The sequence below is a fragment of the Halopseudomonas laoshanensis genome, from assembly GCF_008365385.1.
In the GTDB taxonomy this organism is placed as follows: Bacteria; Pseudomonadota; Gammaproteobacteria; order Pseudomonadales; family Pseudomonadaceae; genus Halopseudomonas; species Halopseudomonas laoshanensis.
Genome location: NZ_QOVF01000006.1, coordinates 63,493 through 77,347 on the forward strand (window position 1 = coordinate 63,493; position 13,855 = coordinate 77,347).

The window sequence follows — 13,855 nt, forward strand, 5'->3', positions numbered from 1 at the left end:
GATGCATCAAGTGGCAGCCATACAAATGATCAGCGGTCCGGACGTGCACGCGAACCTGACCCGCGCTGGCGAGCTGATCGCCCGCGCCGCCGCGCAAGGTGCGCGTCTGCTGTTGTTACCGGAATGCTTCGCGCTGTTTGGCAGCCCCCATCTGGCTCGCGTCGCGGAGGAAGAGGCCAGCGGTGCCCGACCGATCCAGCAATTTTTAGCCGACCAGGCTGAGCGCCATGGGGTATGGCTGATCGGCGGCAGTATTCCGCTGCCGCGTCAGCCTGGCGGCAAAGCCATGGCGGCCTGCCTGGTGTTCGACGATCAAGGCCGCGAAGTGGCCCGATACGACAAGCTGCATCTGTTCGATGTGGAGGTCGCCGACAATCAGCGCAGCTATCAGGAATCGCGCGATTATGGCTACGGCGATCAACTGGTGTGCATCGATACACCGGTCGGTCGAGTCGGACTGAGCATCTGTTATGATCTGCGTTTTGCCGAGCTGTACCTGGCGCTGCGTCGTGCGGGTGCTGAACTGATTGTCGTGCCCTCGGCTTTCACTGCCGTTACCGGCGCGGCGCACTGGGATATTCTGCTGCGCGCGCGGGCGGCCGAAACTCAGTGTTACATACTGGCCGCCAACCAGGGTGGGCTTCACCCGGGGGGGCGTGAGACCTTTGGTCACAGTTGCCTTGTCGACCCCTGGGGCGATATCCAGGCCGGCATGGACCAGGGTGAGGGCGTGGTTATTGGCGCTCTGGACCCGGAATATCTTGAGTCTGTGCGCGGGCGGATGCCCGTGCTACAGCACCGTCGTTTTGCCGCTGTGGACACTATTGTCCCGGCAGCCAAGGAGTCCCAAACGCATGAGTAATCTGCTCGCACAAGTCGAGAGCCGTCTGTTGATGCCGGCCGAACTGAGTCCCGACCACATTGCCAATGTGCTGGGTCAAATCGTCTCCGCCCCGGGCGTAGATGCGGCCGATCTGTATTTTCAGCATCAGATCAGCGAGTCCTGGGTGCTGGAAGACGGTATCGTCAAGGATGGCAGTTTCAATGTCGACCAGGGCGTCGGCGTGCGTGCTCAGTCCGGCGAAAAAACCGGCTTTGCCTACAGCAATGACATCCGCATGCCAGCCTTGAGTCAGGCGGTTGGAGCCGCACGCTCCATCGCGCGCGCTGGCCAGGCGGGCAGTGTGCAGGCGTGGAATCGTGGCAACAGTCAGCCGCTCTATGCAGCGGACAACCCGCTGGATGTGATGCCCCAGGCTGACAAGGTGACCTTTTTGCAACGTCTGGATGCCTACACGCGCAGCCTGGATTCGCGTATCACCCAGGTCAGCGTCAGCCTCGGTGGTGTGCATGACACCGTGCTGGTCGCTGCCAGTGATGGCACCTGGGCAGGGGATATCCGTCCGCTGATCCGCCTGAATGTCAGCGTCATCATCGAACACAACGGCCGGCGTGAACGTGGCAGCTTTGGCGGCGGCGGCCGCACCGATTACCGGTTTTTCGAAGCCGAGGAGCGCGCTCTCGGGTATGCCCGTGAGGCGGTGCGTCAGGCGGTAGTCAATCTGGAAGCGATACCGGCGCCAGCAGGGGCGATGCCCGTGGTCATGGGCCCGGGCTGGTCCGGCGTGCTGTTGCATGAAGCGGTAGGCCATGGTCTGGAAGGTGACTTCAACCGCAAGGGCAGCTCAGCCTACAGCGGCCGGGTCGGTGAAAAAGTCGCCTCCAGCCTGTGTACCATCGTTGACGATGGCACTATTCCCGAGCGGCGTGGCTCATTGAGCGTGGACGATGAGGGCAATCAGACCAACTGCACCACCTTGATCGAGAACGGCATTCTCAAGGGCTATATGCAGGACAAACTGAATGCCCGGCTGATGGGCGTGCCAGCCACCGGTAACGGTCGCCGCGAGTCCTATGCCCATCTGCCGATGCCACGCATGACCAACACCTATATGCTGGCGGGCGAAAGCGATCCGGAAGATATTATCCGCTCAGTCAAGAAGGGCATCTATTGCGCCAATCTGGGCGGTGGCCAGGTGGACATCACCAGCGGCAAGTTCGTATTTTCTACCAGCGAAGCCTATCTGATCGAAGACGGCAAAATTACCGCGCCGGTCAAAGGCGCGACGCTGATTGGGAACGGCCCGGAAGTGATGAACCGCGTGTCCATGGTCGGCCATGACCTGAAACTCGACAGCGGCGTGGGCACCTGTGGCAAGGACGGTCAGTCCTTGCCAGTGGGTGTCGGTCAGCCGACGCTGAAGATCGATCAGATCACCGTCGGCGGTACCGGCTGAGTTGGCTCACTAACGCTCCTCAAAGCGCCCCGCGATGCGGTTCTTGCGAACACCGTCGGCGGGGAATACCCGGCCGCTCATGGCGATATACACGCCCGGCTGGCAGGTGTTCAGGGCCCCGATCGCCAAGCCCAGATTGAACAGCGCGTCGGAATCGCGAAAGCGCGCAGGCTGCATGGCACCGGTCAGCACTATCACCTTGCCGTCGATATCGGCCAGACCGGCTGCGGTCACCGTCATGGTGTCGGTGCCGTGGGTAATCAGAATATACTCGTGCGGGCAGGCTTTGATTTTGTCGTGAATCAACCTGCGGTCGGTGTCGTCCAGTTCCAGGCTGTCTTTCTTCATCAATGACTCGACCGCATAGTCAAAGCCGACACGCCCCTGATCAAGTAGCTCCGGCGCCACCGGATCGCCAATCTGGTATTCACTCAAGGCATCGAAATAGACCTTGTCCAGGGTGCCGCCGGTGCTGAAAATCTGTATAAACATGGCTTACTCCAAGGTTCCAGATAGCTAGTATGCCTGTGCCCAACAGCAAACACAGCCCTGAACATCACGCCGAACATGGTGCCGGAAGCCCCGAGCAGACGTCTGCCCCAATGGGTGCCGAGAAAGTCTGGTGGGTTTATATGGTGCGCGCTGCCAATGGCCACTTGTATACCGGCATCAGTACCGATCCGCATCGCCGGCTACTCCAGCACCAGCGCGGCAAAGGCGCGCGCTTTTTTAATCGTAGCCCGGCGGTGGCGCTGGTGTGGTTTGAGCGCTGTACCGACCACTCCGATGCGTTGCGTCAGGAGCGCAGCGTAAAGGCGCTGGCGAAGGCGACCAAGGAGCGACTGATCAGTCAGTTCGATGCCGAGCTATCAATTGCTGCGAGTAGCTGTGCAGCATCCGACGCACGCGCTAAGCTGGATCCACTTTGACAGGAGAATTCCGATGACCGATCTGATTTTGCATCACTATCCGCAGTCCCCTTTTGCTGAGAAGGCCCGTTTGATGCTGGGTTTCAAGGGGCTGGCATGGCACTCGGTAATGATCCCTGCGGTAATGCCCAAGCCTGACCTGACGGCATTAACGGGCGGGTATCGCAGGACCCCGGTGCTGCAGATCGGCGCCGATATTTATTGTGACACCGCGTTGATCGCCCGCCGCCTGGAACGTGAAAAAGCCACCCCAGCATTATTCCCGGAAGGCAAAGAGGCCGCTGCGGCCGGTCTGGCGCAGTTTGCCGACCAGGTGCTGTTTCAGCATGGTGTGGCGATCAATTTTCAGCCCAAGGGCCTGGCTGCGCGCTTTGCCGGCGCGCCTGAGGCTATGGTCCAGGGCTTTATGGCCGATCGCAAAGCCCTGTTCTCTGGCGGCACAGCCAGCCGTCTGGACTCTGCGGTAGCGTTGTCGCAGTGGCCCGCTTTGATTGGCCGGCTGGAGACTCAGCTCGACCGCGATGGTGAGTTTCTGCTTGGCGACCAGGCCTGCGTAGCGGATTTTGCCCATTACCATGCGCTCTGGTTTGTCGCCAGCAACAAGGCAGTGGCAGAAGTCCTGGAAGGTTATCCGGCGGTTAAGGCCTGGATGGCGCGCATGGCCGATTTCGGTCATGGTTCCTCCACTGCCATGGAGTCCGCCGAAGCTATCAAAATAGCGAAGGAAGCGACCCCGGAAAGCATGCCCGCGACTGATTTTGTCAGCCCAGGCGGGTTTACTGCTGGCCAGCAGGTCACTGTCAGCGCAGTCGATTACGGGACTGAAGAAGTGGCCGGCAAGTTGGTATTCGAAGACGCCGAAGAAATCGTCATTTCCCGTGAAGACGAGCGTGCCGGGCTGGTGCAGGTGCACTTCCCGCGCTACGGGTTCAAGATCAGCGCGGCTTAAGCGCTGGTAATAGACCTCCGGGTCATAAAATCCCCCCATGTGCGTTGCAGATGGGGGGATTTTTTTGGCTGACGACTGTGTTGTTCAAGGCCTTCAATGCGTCAGACCGATTCGCAAACTGTTGTATTGCGATGGTTGTCTGTTTTTTGCCATCCCTTGACGGAACCTGGTCATGACCTGGTTGATACTGATCGCGTTTGTAGTGACCTACCTTGGCATGGCTGTGGGTGGAATCCGAGGGCTACGCGTGGACCGCGCCTGGATCGCCGTCGCGGCAGCGACAGTGCTGCTGTTGTCGGGGGCGATGTCGCCGGCTCAGGCCATGGGCTATCTGGATGGCGGCGCGTTGCTGCTGTTGTTTGCGTTGATGCTGGTGTCTGCGCAGTTCGATTTCTCTGGCGCTTATACACGGCTGACCGAGCTCCTCGACCGGCACGCGCAAAAGCCGGAATTGCTGTTGCTTGGCGTGGTCGCCATGGGCGGACTGCTCTCGGCGATCCTGGTGAACGATATCGTTGCTTTTGCGCTGACGCCCTTGTTGTGCCGAACCCTTCGCCAACGTGGCCTGGATCCACGTCCGTTCCTGCTGGCGCTGGCGCTGGCCTGCAACGCCGGCTCGGTCGCGACCTTGATTGGCAATCCGCAGAATATTCTTATTGGCCAAGCTGGCGGGTTGGATTTCTGGAGCTATACACTGGTGGCAGCGGTACCAGCGTTGATGGCATTGACGGTGGTTTACGCGGTTATCTGGTGGCAATGGCGGCATGGCTGGACATACCTGCCGCGGTCGCAGAACGCCGTCAGCGAGGCGATGCCGCATCAGAGTTACCGCTACAAGCCTATGCTGGCGACGCTGGCTCTGATCCTGCTGTTCTCCCTGCCGTTCCCTCGCGAATATTCTGCGCTGGCTATTGCTGTTCTGGTCATGCTCTCGCGCACGGTAGACAGCCATAGGTACGTCGAAAAGGTCGATTGGAACCTGTTGCTGCTGTTTATCGGCCTGTTCCTGGTGACCGGCGCTGCGGCGGCTATTCCGCAAGTGACTCAGTTCGCCCACAGCCTGACCGTGGGTGGCGAGTTGCCGGAAAGCGTGGCGGCCCTGGCAGGCCTGTCACTGATAGCGAGTAACCTGATCGGCAATGTGCCCTTTGTTATTTTGCTGCTGGGCTTATGGCCCGATCTCAGTGATGCCAGTTTGATCGGCTTGGCGGTGATGTCGACCTTGGCAGGCAACTTTCTGCTGATTGGCAGTGTCGTAAACCTCATCGTGGTGGAAAGCGCAAGGCGCCAGGGCGTCAGGCTGGGATTCATCGATTTCGCCCGCAGCGGCGTTCCAGTGACCTTGATATCCATGTTGCTGGCTGGTATCTGGTTGACTATCGCTGCCGGCGGCTAATCCGGTTGCGAACCCCTGGGGTCTGGTAAAGGCCCTGCCCGGACCTTAAAATTGGCGCACTAACCGCTGTCGAAAAGCTCTGGATGCATGGGTTGATTGATCGGTCGTTCGCAGGAAAATATTCAATCCAATATCAGGGGTGTTGTGATCCGTATTTCATATCAGGCCAAAGGGTTCTGGGCAGGTGTAGGGGCAGCGCTGCTATTCACGCTGCCGATGAGCAGCCCGCTCCTCGCCGCCGACCCCCCACCGCTTACTGACACCAGTGATGAGCCATCGTCTGCAGTAGCTCCCGGCGTGGACGCCCAGCGTCTGTGCGCGGCACCCGCAGCGGAGTTTCAGCAAGCCTTGGCCGATGCCATGGCTGACGGCCTGGTAAAGCCCCGGCACAAAAGCGCTTTTCTGCAGCAGTTGGGCCGCTGCCGTGCGGTCTACCAGGCTGAAATCGCGCGCCTTAAGACTGACTTTGCGACCTTGCCATCGACATCTGTCTGTCACTCGGCGCAGCGTGATCTGCACGAGGGACTGGAGATATTTGATGCAATCAAAGCGCGCGCTCAGCTATTGCCGCTGGATTCTGAAGAAGATCGCCAAGCGGCAGGCATCTTTTTTACTCGTACCAGTCCTGGTCTGGTACGTGCTGTGAATGGCCTCTATCTGCTGCGTCATGGCGTGTGTATGGAGGAGGAGAGGGCACCCTTCGACTCAGCGTCGACAGATTCGGAAATAAGTCATCCCACGCTCTATCTCGAATAACGACGGACATGTCTGCGCTTCGGGCGCGGACATGAGAAGATAGAGGAATTTCGCTAGCCAGCTTCAAGGAGGCCCAGTGGACCCTATTATCACCGTCAGTGGTCTGACCAAAACCTACGCGTCGGGTTTTCAGGCGCTCAAGAGTGTCGACCTCAGCATCCGCCGTGGCGAAATACTTGCTCTGCTCGGCCCTAACGGCGCCGGCAAGACCACCCTGATCAGTATCATCTGCGGTATCGTCAACGCCACCTCCGGCCAGGTCCTGGTCAATGGTCACGACATCGTGCGGAATTATCGTGCCGCGCGCAAAACCATCGGCCTGGTTCCCCAGGAGTTGACCAATAACATGTTCGACACGGTATGGGCGACCATGCGTCTGAGTCGCGGCCTGTTTGGCAAGAAGCGCGATGATGCGCATCTGGAGAAAGTCTTGCGCGATTTGTCGCTGTGGGACAAGCGCGACGAAAAAATCATGGGCTTGTCCGGCGGCATGAAGCGCCGGGTGCTGATCGCCAAAGCCTTGTCCCATGAGCCCGATGTGCTGTTTCTCGACGAGCCCACCGCTGGCGTCGACGTGGAGCTACGGCGCGATATGTGGGAAATGGTACGGCGGCTGCGGGAAAGTGGCGTCACTATCATCCTCACGACGCATTACATCGAAGAAGCTGAGGAAATGGCCGATCGGATTGGCGTGATTCGCCAGGGCGAGATCATCCTGATTGACGACAAGGCCGCGCTGATGCGCAAGTTGGGTACCAAGCAACTGAGTATTCATTTGCAACAGCCATTGCTGACCATCCCGGCTTCCCTCGCTGAATTTCCCCTGAGCCTCACCGACGAGGGCTATGAACTGGTTTATACCTTCGACGCGCTCAAAGAGCAGACCGGCATCGCCGGCTTGTTGCGCGCGCTGGCGCAGGAAGGGATCGATTTCAAGGACCTGCATTCCAGCCAGAGTTCACTGGAAGATATCTTTGTCGAACTGGTTAACGGCCGTAGCGGCTCAGCCGTTACCACTCCCTCAGCACAGGTGGCCTCATGAATTTTTATGGTATCTGGGCGATTTACAGTTTCGAGCTGGCGCGTCTGCGCCGCACCATGCTGCAAAGTATCGCCTCGCCGGTAATCTCTACGTCTTTGTATTTCGTTGTCTTTGGCGCCGCCATCGGCTCGCGCATGGCGGAGATTGACGGGGTAAGTTACGGGGCTTTTATCATTCCCGGGCTGATCATGTTGATGTTGCTGAACGAAAGCATTTCTAACGCGTCGTTTGGTATCTACATGCCTAAATTCACCGGCACCATTTACGAGGTGTTGTCAGCGCCGGTGTCGCCGGCAGAAATTGTGATCGGTTACGTAGGGGCTGCCGCGACCAAGTCGGTCATTCTCGGTCTGCTGATCCTGATGACGGCGCGGCTGTTCGTGCCCTACGAGATCCAACATCCGGTCTGGATGCTCGGTTTCCTGATCCTGACGGCGATTACCTTCAGCCTGTTCGGTTTTATCATTGGCATCTGGGCGGATGGCTTCGAGAAGCTGCAGATCATTCCGCTGATGATTGTCACGCCGCTGGCATTTTTGGGTGGTAGTTTCTATTCGATCACCATGTTGCCGCCGTTCTGGCAGACGGTCACCTTGTTCAACCCGGTGGTCTATCTGATAAGCGGATTTCGCTGGAGTTTTTACGGCGTAGCCGATGTGCACATCGGCGTCAGTGTGGGCATGACTCTGGTATTTCTGCTGATCTGCCTGAGCCTGGTGTGGCTGGTGTTCAAGACCGGCTACCGGCTCAAGCCTTAACTAGGCGCGCTAATACGAACTCACTATCGACCCAACCTCGGAATGAGAGGCTTTTGATGTTCAAGTATCCTTTTCTAGCTGTGTTGCTGGGATGTCTGCTCGCGTCTTGGGTCCAGGCAGATACTGCGCCTGAAAAGCGGGCAGACTGGGCTGCAGTGTTCGAAAAATTCGAGGCTACGGGGACCATTGTGGTAGCCGATCAGCGTCGGGGCTTTGGCCAGATCTGGGTGGTTGACCCTGAGCGTGCTGAGCGGCGTTATTCGCCGGCCTCCACCTTCAAGATCCCCCATGCGCTAATGGCGCTGGATGCCGGCCTGGTACGCGATGAGTTTCATGTGTTCCCCTGGGACGGCGTGGAGCGCAGCTTTGCACCACACAATCAGGATCAGGATCTGCGCTCCTCAATGCGTAACTCTGCGGTCTGGGTGTATGAGCAGTTCGCGGCCAAGCTGGGTGAGGGGCAGGCGCGCAACTATCTGGAGCGCATCGATTACGGCAATGCCGATCCGCGCGTCGACAGCGGCCCCTACTGGATTGATGGCGAACTGGCGATTTCCGCTTATGAACAGGTGCTGTTCCTGCAGAAGCTCTATCGCAATCAATTACCCTTCGAGATGCAACACCAGCGGCTGGTCAAGGATGTGATGATAAACCAGGCCGGCCCGGATTGGATCTTGCGTGCCAAAACCGGCTGGCAAGGAAAACACGGCTGGTGGGTCGGCTGGGTTGAGTGGCCGACCGGCCCGGTGTTCTTTGCGTTGAATATCGATACGCCCCATCGTCTGGACGATCTGTACAAGCGCGAGGCCATTACCCGTGAAATATTGACCTCGATAGAAGCCCTGCCGGGAGAGGCGAATGACTGAAACGCCAATGGCCCCCAAGCGCGAGATCTTCGGCTGGGCCATGTTCGACTTCGCCAATCAGGGCTATACGCTGCTGATCATTACCGTGATTTACGGTGATCTGTTCACCCGGGTAATTGTCGGCGATGCGCCGGATTATCGCCTGGGCAATCTGCTCTGGAGCCTGGCGCTGGCGGTGAGTTATCTGCTGGTCGTGGTGGCGAACCCGCTGTGCGGTGCGATCATGGATTACACCGGCAGCCGTAAACGCTTTCTGTTTGCCAGCTACCTGCTGACGGTGATCACCACCGCGCTGCTGTATATCATTGAGCCTGGCTGGCTGACGCTCGCCGTGCTGCTGATCATCCTGTCCAATTTTGCCTATTCCATAGGCGAGGGCTTTATCGCCAGCTTCCTGCCTGATCTGGGGCCGCGCAAGGCGCTGGGCTGGATCTCGGGGCTGGGCTGGGGGTTGGGCTATATCGGCGGGCTGGTTGCGGCGATCTTTGCCTTGCTGTTTCTCGGTGAGGTGTCTGCGGACAACTACGACACCGTGCGCTGGGTCGGTCCCTTTGCCGGCGCGTTCTTCCTGATTGCGGCGATTCCCACCTTTCTGTGGCTGAAGGAGCGCGGCGCGCCACGTCCGGCGCCCACCGGCGAAAGCCTATTGAGCATCGGCGTACGCCGGGTACTGACGACCTGGCGCGAGGTCCAGTATTTTCGGGACCTGCGCTATTTGCTGGTGTCAGTGTTCTTCGCCATGGCCGGTGTGTACATCATCATCGCCTTCTCGTTTATCTACGGCGCCCAAGTGATCGGCTGGGATGAAGATGTGCGCGTTTACATGTTCATCATCGTACAGATTACCGCAGCCCTGGGCGCGGTCGGGTTTGGCTGGCTGCAAAGCCATATCGGCGCCCGTACCACCTACCTGATTACGCTGGCGCTGTGGCTGGTGGCGATCATGGCCATCTGGCAGACGCCGGCTCTGACCGTCCTCATCGGTAACTGGTTCGGTGTGTTCTGGGAGGCGCAGTATGTATTCCTGATCGCGGGGGTGCTGGCTGGGGCGAGTCTGGGCTCGTCGCAATCGGCCACCCGCGCGCTGGTCGGCGTGCTGACGCCCAAGGGCAAGGCGGCGGAATTTTTCGGTCTGTGGGGTATGGCGTCCAAACTGGCTGCGGTATTCGGTATCTTCGGCCTGGGCATCATCCAGTGGGGCTTCGGCCTGGCAGATGCCATTGTGTTCTGTCTGCTGCTGTTTGTGGTGGCTATCCTGTGCATATTGCCGATGCGTGAAGCCCGTGGCGCAGAGGCGGCGGAGCGCTGGCAGGATGAAGCGGCCTGAGCGAGGCCGCTGGGTCTTGCTGTTTGCTCAGGCGGCAGGGTCTTCAGCCAGGGTGTTGATCAACTGATCGATGGTCGCACTCAGCACATCGATCGGATTGCCCTCGCTCTCAGGCAGCAGGATCACGCTGCTGCCAGCAGCCGCAATGGCTGCGCCGAGCGCTGCGTCAGGCTCACGGTCCACCACCACGCCGGCAACATCGTAGGCACTCAACTGAGTGCTGAGTTCAGCCAACTGCTCCGACGTCCAGTTGCCATCCTCAGGCACTGGAACCTGCACGACGTCCAGATTCAGCCCGCTCAGCAGGTAGTCGTCGTCACTGGTCAGACTGACAACAGTGATGTTGTTCAACTGCGCCAATCGGCTTTCACTTTCCGCACTGAGTTGCAGCAAACGCTGCTTGAATAGCGCGAGATTAGTATCAATCTGCTGCTGATCTGCCGGCGCGAGTCGAGCCAGGTCAGCGGCCATGACATCAGCCATGCGTCCAAGGTTGTTGATGCTCAGCCAGGGTTGGCTGGCGAGCTGATCAGTAATCTCCGGCTGCAGCGCTATACCTGGCAGAGCCCGGTCGACGGGGCGAGCGCCATCAATCTCGACAATGCGGATATTACTGCGCCGCGCCAGCGGATAAAGCGGGTCTTCCGGCCAGAGCGAGCGCAGCGTAATGGCTGCATCCGCTTGGCTGGCAGCCTTGTCCAGCCCCTTGGCACCGCGTCCGGAAAAATACGAGGGCTGCCGACTGGCTGGCAGACTCTCAGGTGCTGCGCGAATCAGCTCGACATCGCTATCCGCGAGCAGCATGGAGCCCAGACCATAAGTTACCGGCAAGGTCGCCAGTACCTGTATTCGATCGGCGTCATCCGCCGCCACTGCGGCGTTGAGCCAGGCAGCGGCAAGCAGCGCGATAGCCGGGCGACAGACAATAGATTTATTCATCCAATATTACCTTTGAGGCTGGGCAGCGTTCCGCGGGCGATAGCCGCGAGCGCGAAAATGATACCGGCAGTGATGATAATGGCAGCACCGGACGGGATCGGCAGATCCAGGGCGATGGGCACAAAAATGCCGGCCAGGGTGCTGAAGGTAGCGATCAGTACGGATAACCAGAAAAAGCCCTTGAGTGACTGGCTTAATAGCCGCGCTGCGGCAGCCGGAATCACCAGCAGTGCGCCAACCAGAATCGCGCCAATCACCTTGACTGCGGCGACGGTCACCATCGACACCAGAATCACGAACAGGTAATCCAGCGCACGCACGCGGATGCCGCGCACACTGGCCAGCTGTGGATTGAAACTGGCGAGCATGATCTGGTTGTACATCGGCAAGGCCAGGCCCATGACCAGCAGCGACACCACCGCAAGTACCGCCAGGTCCTGGCCATTGACCGTCAATACCGAGCCGAACAGCACGTTCTCGAGAATGTGGATATTGATGCGGCCGGCGAGAATCAGCAGCAAGCTGGCGCCGACTGCCAGGGATACGGAAAGAAACACCCCAATCAGCGTATCCGGCGCCAACCCGGTGCGGTTGCGTAGATAGTTGAGCAGAATGCCGAACAGCAGGCAGTAGCCGAACAGGCTGCCATAGGGGCCGGTATAGGGCTCGCCAAGCAGAATGCCGATGGCCACCCCGGTCAGCGCAGCATGCCCCACCGCCTCGGAAAAGAACGCAAAGCGTTTGACCACCACCAGCGTACCCAGGCCGCCCAGCACCGGGCCGATAAGCAAGCCGGCCAGCAGCGCATTGACAATAAAGCCATAGGCCAGGGCTTCGGGCAGATAACCCGCGCTGCTCCAGGCCTGAATGGTTTCGCGCAGAGCTTCAAAACTCATCGTTGAGCCTCCACGGCGCGCGCCGGATGACTGGAAAACAGTTTCAGCACGCATTCGGGGTCGAGCAATTGTTGCGGATCGCCGTCAAACTGCACACTGCGATTGAGCCCGGTGACGCGGTCCGCCAGGCGGCTGACGGCCTGCAGATCGTGCTCCACCCAGAGCACGGTAGTGCCGGCGCGGCGCCAGTCGGCGAGCAGTTGTTCGAAGACTTGCACACCCGGCTCATCCAATGCCGACATGGGTTCGTCGAGTACCAGTAATTGAGCTTCAGGCACCAGGCCTTGGGCCAGCAACACCCGTTGACGCTCGCCGCCGGACAGCGCGCCCATACGACGTTTGCGCTTGTCGAGCAAGCCTACGCGGCTCAGGGCCTGTTCAATCGCCGGTTTGTGGTTGGCTGACAGCCCCATAAAGGCGGGCTTGCGTTGGCACATCGCGGCCATGAAATCGTCCACGGTAATCGGCAGGCCACGATCAAACTCCATGGCCTGGGGCACGTAACCAATAGTGCCGGGGCTGGCTGGCCAGTGCAGGCTGAGTTCGCCGCGGTGGGGCATCTGGCCGAGAAGGGTCTTGATCAACGAGCTTTTGCCGCCACCATTGGGTCCGACCAGTGCGTGAATGCTGCCGGCGGTGACCTGAAAACTGACCTGCTCGAGAATTCGCGTGCGCCCGAGGTCGAGATCGACAGCATTGAAGTGAATCGCCGGGCCGCGAATATCCCCGTGCACCGCGCCTACGGGCAGAGGCTCGCATGCGGTCATGGATTATTGTCCTGAATGGCGCGCACCACGGTATCCAGGTTTTTGGCCATTTCTTCTTCGTATTTCCGCGTTTCGTATTCCCCATAGGAAATATGCGTCAGCGCATAGAGCTTCACGCCGGACTCACGCTGGATGGTGTCGACATAGCTTGAGGGAAAATCCATTTCAGAGAAAATCACCTGCACGTCCAGATCAGTCAGTTGATCGATGGTCTTTTTCAGCTGGCTGGGGCTGGGCTCTATGCCGTGGGCCGGCTCGACCACCGCAGTGACTTCCAGGCCGAACTCGCGCAACAGGTAATCGTAGGCGCCGTGAATGGTGGCAACGCGCAGCTCAGCGCCCTTGTTCTGGCTCAATTTGGTCAGCGCTTCGGCGCGCAGGGTTCGCAGATGTTTGCCATAGGCGCGGGCGTTCTGGCTATAGGCTCGGGCGTTGGCCGGGTCGAGTTTGCCCAGTTCACGGGCAATGGTATTGATTTGCGTAATTGACGCGCTGATCGACAGGAAGGTGTGCGGATTGACCACCTTGCCCGCGCCGCGCGCGGCCATGCCGGTGGCCGAGAGCAGCGGCACATTGGCGTTGGCCTCAATCAACGGGATGTCCGGCTTCTCACTGGCAGCAATCATGCGGTCGGCAAAATCATCATGGCCGACGCCATTGAGTACGATCACATCAAGCTCGCCAATCCGCTTGATATCTTCCGCGCGAGGCTCGTACGCATGCGGATTGAATCCTGCGGGAATCAGCGGGACCACATCCGCCAGATCACCGACGATATTGCTGACAAAACTGTAATAGGGGTGCAGCGTTATGCCTATTCGCAAACGTTGCGGATCGGCAGCATGGGCAAAGGAGGAGAGGGTGGTGGTGCTTAACGTGACTAGTAGACAAAGCAGCAGCCGACGTAAGGGGCGCGGAAAAGACATAGTTAGG

General features: G+C 59.2%; 15 protein-coding genes. 10 read left to right on the top strand and 5 right to left on the bottom strand.

Translation table 11 applies throughout. The features are described from left to right. Position 1 precedes the first annotated feature (1 nt). Together DT594_RS15740 and tldD are read left to right on the top strand one after the other, a co-directional pair. Positions 2 to 862, top strand: a complete 861-nt coding sequence (locus DT594_RS15740; protein WP_149333694.1) for a carbon-nitrogen hydrolase family protein — start codon at positions 2 to 4, stop codon at positions 860 to 862. Next, entirely contained in the window at positions 855 to 2,297 is a 1,443-nt protein-coding gene (gene tldD / locus DT594_RS15745) for a metalloprotease TldD (protein ID WP_149333696.1), read from the top strand. Before DT594_RS15740 ends, tldD begins: the two co-directional genes overlap by 8 nt. Positions 2,298 to 2,306: 9 nt before the next feature. Here the strand turns inward: tldD and DT594_RS15750 are convergent, their stop codons facing one another. Beyond that, entirely contained in the window at positions 2,307 to 2,789 is a 483-nt protein-coding gene (locus tag DT594_RS15750) for an asparaginase domain-containing protein (RefSeq protein WP_149333698.1), read from the bottom strand. A gap of 110 nt (positions 2,790 to 2,899) precedes the next feature. On the opposite strand from DT594_RS15750, the gene DT594_RS15755 reads away from it, so the two are divergent. From DT594_RS15755 to DT594_RS15790, 8 genes are all read left to right on the top strand, one after another. Then, complete coding sequence (locus tag DT594_RS15755) at positions 2,900 to 3,226, top strand: GIY-YIG nuclease family protein (protein WP_149333856.1); 327 nt, start codon at positions 2,900 to 2,902, stop codon at positions 3,224 to 3,226. Positions 3,227 to 3,239: 13 nt separating this feature from the next. Beyond that, positions 3,240 to 4,175, top strand: a complete 936-nt coding sequence (locus DT594_RS15760) for a glutathione S-transferase family protein (RefSeq protein ID WP_149333700.1) — start codon at positions 3,240 to 3,242, stop codon at positions 4,173 to 4,175. Positions 4,176 to 4,347: 172 nt separating this feature from the next. Continuing rightward, positions 4,348 to 5,571, top strand: a complete 1,224-nt coding sequence (locus tag DT594_RS15765; RefSeq protein ID WP_149333702.1) for an SLC13 family permease — start codon at positions 4,348 to 4,350, stop codon at positions 5,569 to 5,571. Between the two features lie 144 nt (positions 5,572 to 5,715). Beyond that, complete coding sequence (locus DT594_RS15770) at positions 5,716 to 6,327, top strand: hypothetical protein (RefSeq protein ID WP_149333704.1); 612 nt, start codon at positions 5,716 to 5,718, stop codon at positions 6,325 to 6,327. A 76-nt stretch (positions 6,328 to 6,403) separates the two neighbouring features. After that, on the top strand, positions 6,404 to 7,369 hold the full coding sequence (locus tag DT594_RS15775; protein ID WP_149333705.1) for an ABC transporter ATP-binding protein: 966 nt from the start codon (positions 6,404 to 6,406) through the stop codon (positions 7,367 to 7,369). After that, positions 7,366 to 8,127 (top strand): ABC transporter permease, encoded by a 762-nt coding sequence (locus tag DT594_RS15780; RefSeq protein WP_149333707.1) that lies wholly within the window; start codon positions 7,366 to 7,368, stop codon positions 8,125 to 8,127. The genes DT594_RS15775 and DT594_RS15780 overlap by 4 nt, the downstream gene beginning before the upstream one ends. Before the next feature lie 56 nt (positions 8,128 to 8,183). Further along, on the top strand, positions 8,184 to 8,993 hold the full coding sequence (blaOXA, locus tag DT594_RS15785; protein WP_149333709.1) for a class D beta-lactamase: 810 nt from the start codon (positions 8,184 to 8,186) through the stop codon (positions 8,991 to 8,993). Continuing rightward, positions 8,986 to 10,320: an MFS transporter gene (locus tag DT594_RS15790; RefSeq protein ID WP_178091544.1), complete on the top strand. Its 1,335-nt coding sequence runs from the start codon at positions 8,986 to 8,988 to the stop codon at positions 10,318 to 10,320. The genes blaOXA and DT594_RS15790 overlap by 8 nt, the downstream gene beginning before the upstream one ends. 27 nt (positions 10,321 to 10,347) lie before the next feature. On the opposite strand, the gene DT594_RS15795 is transcribed toward DT594_RS15790, so the two are convergent. Genes DT594_RS15795 through DT594_RS15810 form a run of 4 tightly spaced genes read right to left on the bottom strand, consistent with a single transcriptional unit; the run spans position 10,348 to position 13,848 of the window. Continuing rightward, entirely contained in the window at positions 10,348 to 11,259 is a 912-nt protein-coding gene (locus tag DT594_RS15795) for a metal ABC transporter solute-binding protein, Zn/Mn family (protein ID WP_149333711.1), read from the bottom strand. Further along, a complete protein-coding gene (locus DT594_RS15800; protein ID WP_096344717.1) occupies positions 11,256 to 12,155 on the bottom strand; it encodes a metal ABC transporter permease in 900 nt (299 codons plus the stop codon). Before DT594_RS15800 ends, DT594_RS15795 begins: the two co-directional genes overlap by 4 nt. Next, complete coding sequence (locus DT594_RS15805) at positions 12,152 to 12,922, bottom strand: metal ABC transporter ATP-binding protein (RefSeq protein ID WP_149333713.1); 771 nt, start codon at positions 12,920 to 12,922, stop codon at positions 12,152 to 12,154. Before DT594_RS15805 ends, DT594_RS15800 begins: the two co-directional genes overlap by 4 nt. Further along, on the bottom strand, positions 12,919 to 13,848 hold the full coding sequence (locus DT594_RS15810; RefSeq protein ID WP_149333715.1) for a metal ABC transporter solute-binding protein, Zn/Mn family: 930 nt from the start codon (positions 13,846 to 13,848) through the stop codon (positions 12,919 to 12,921). The genes DT594_RS15805 and DT594_RS15810 overlap by 4 nt, the downstream gene beginning before the upstream one ends. Positions 13,849 to 13,855: the final 7 nt, after the last annotated feature.

What these genes read in the sequence shown, in the direction of transcription:
- DT594_RS15795 (WP_149333711.1), bottom strand. Translation starts at nt 11,259, where the DNA reads ATGAATAAATCTATTGTCTGTCGCCCGGCTATCGCGCTGCTTGCCGCT.
- tldD (WP_149333696.1), top strand. Translation starts at nt 855, where the DNA reads ATGAGTAATCTGCTCGCACAAGTCGAGAGCCGTCTGTTGATGCCGGCC.
- DT594_RS15750 (WP_149333698.1), bottom strand. Translation starts at nt 2,789, where the DNA reads ATGTTTATACAGATTTTCAGCACCGGCGGCACCCTGGACAAGGTCTAT.
- DT594_RS15765 (WP_149333702.1), top strand. Translation starts at nt 4,348, where the DNA reads ATGACCTGGTTGATACTGATCGCGTTTGTAGTGACCTACCTTGGCATG.
- DT594_RS15790 (WP_178091544.1), top strand. Translation starts at nt 8,986, where the DNA reads ATGACTGAAACGCCAATGGCCCCCAAGCGCGAGATCTTCGGCTGGGCC.
- DT594_RS15780 (WP_149333707.1), top strand. Translation starts at nt 7,366, where the DNA reads ATGAATTTTTATGGTATCTGGGCGATTTACAGTTTCGAGCTGGCGCGT.
- DT594_RS15800 (WP_096344717.1), bottom strand. Translation starts at nt 12,155, where the DNA reads ATGAGTTTTGAAGCTCTGCGCGAAACCATTCAGGCCTGGAGCAGCGCG.
- blaOXA (WP_149333709.1), top strand. Translation starts at nt 8,184, where the DNA reads ATGTTCAAGTATCCTTTTCTAGCTGTGTTGCTGGGATGTCTGCTCGCG.
- DT594_RS15760 (WP_149333700.1), top strand. Translation starts at nt 3,240, where the DNA reads ATGACCGATCTGATTTTGCATCACTATCCGCAGTCCCCTTTTGCTGAG.
- DT594_RS15805 (WP_149333713.1), bottom strand. Translation starts at nt 12,922, where the DNA reads ATGACCGCATGCGAGCCTCTGCCCGTAGGCGCGGTGCACGGGGATATT.
- DT594_RS15740 (WP_149333694.1), top strand. Translation starts at nt 2, where the DNA reads ATGCATCAAGTGGCAGCCATACAAATGATCAGCGGTCCGGACGTGCAC.
- DT594_RS15755 (WP_149333856.1), top strand. Translation starts at nt 2,900, where the DNA reads ATGGGTGCCGAGAAAGTCTGGTGGGTTTATATGGTGCGCGCTGCCAAT.
- DT594_RS15810 (WP_149333715.1), bottom strand. Translation starts at nt 13,848, where the DNA reads ATGTCTTTTCCGCGCCCCTTACGTCGGCTGCTGCTTTGTCTACTAGTC.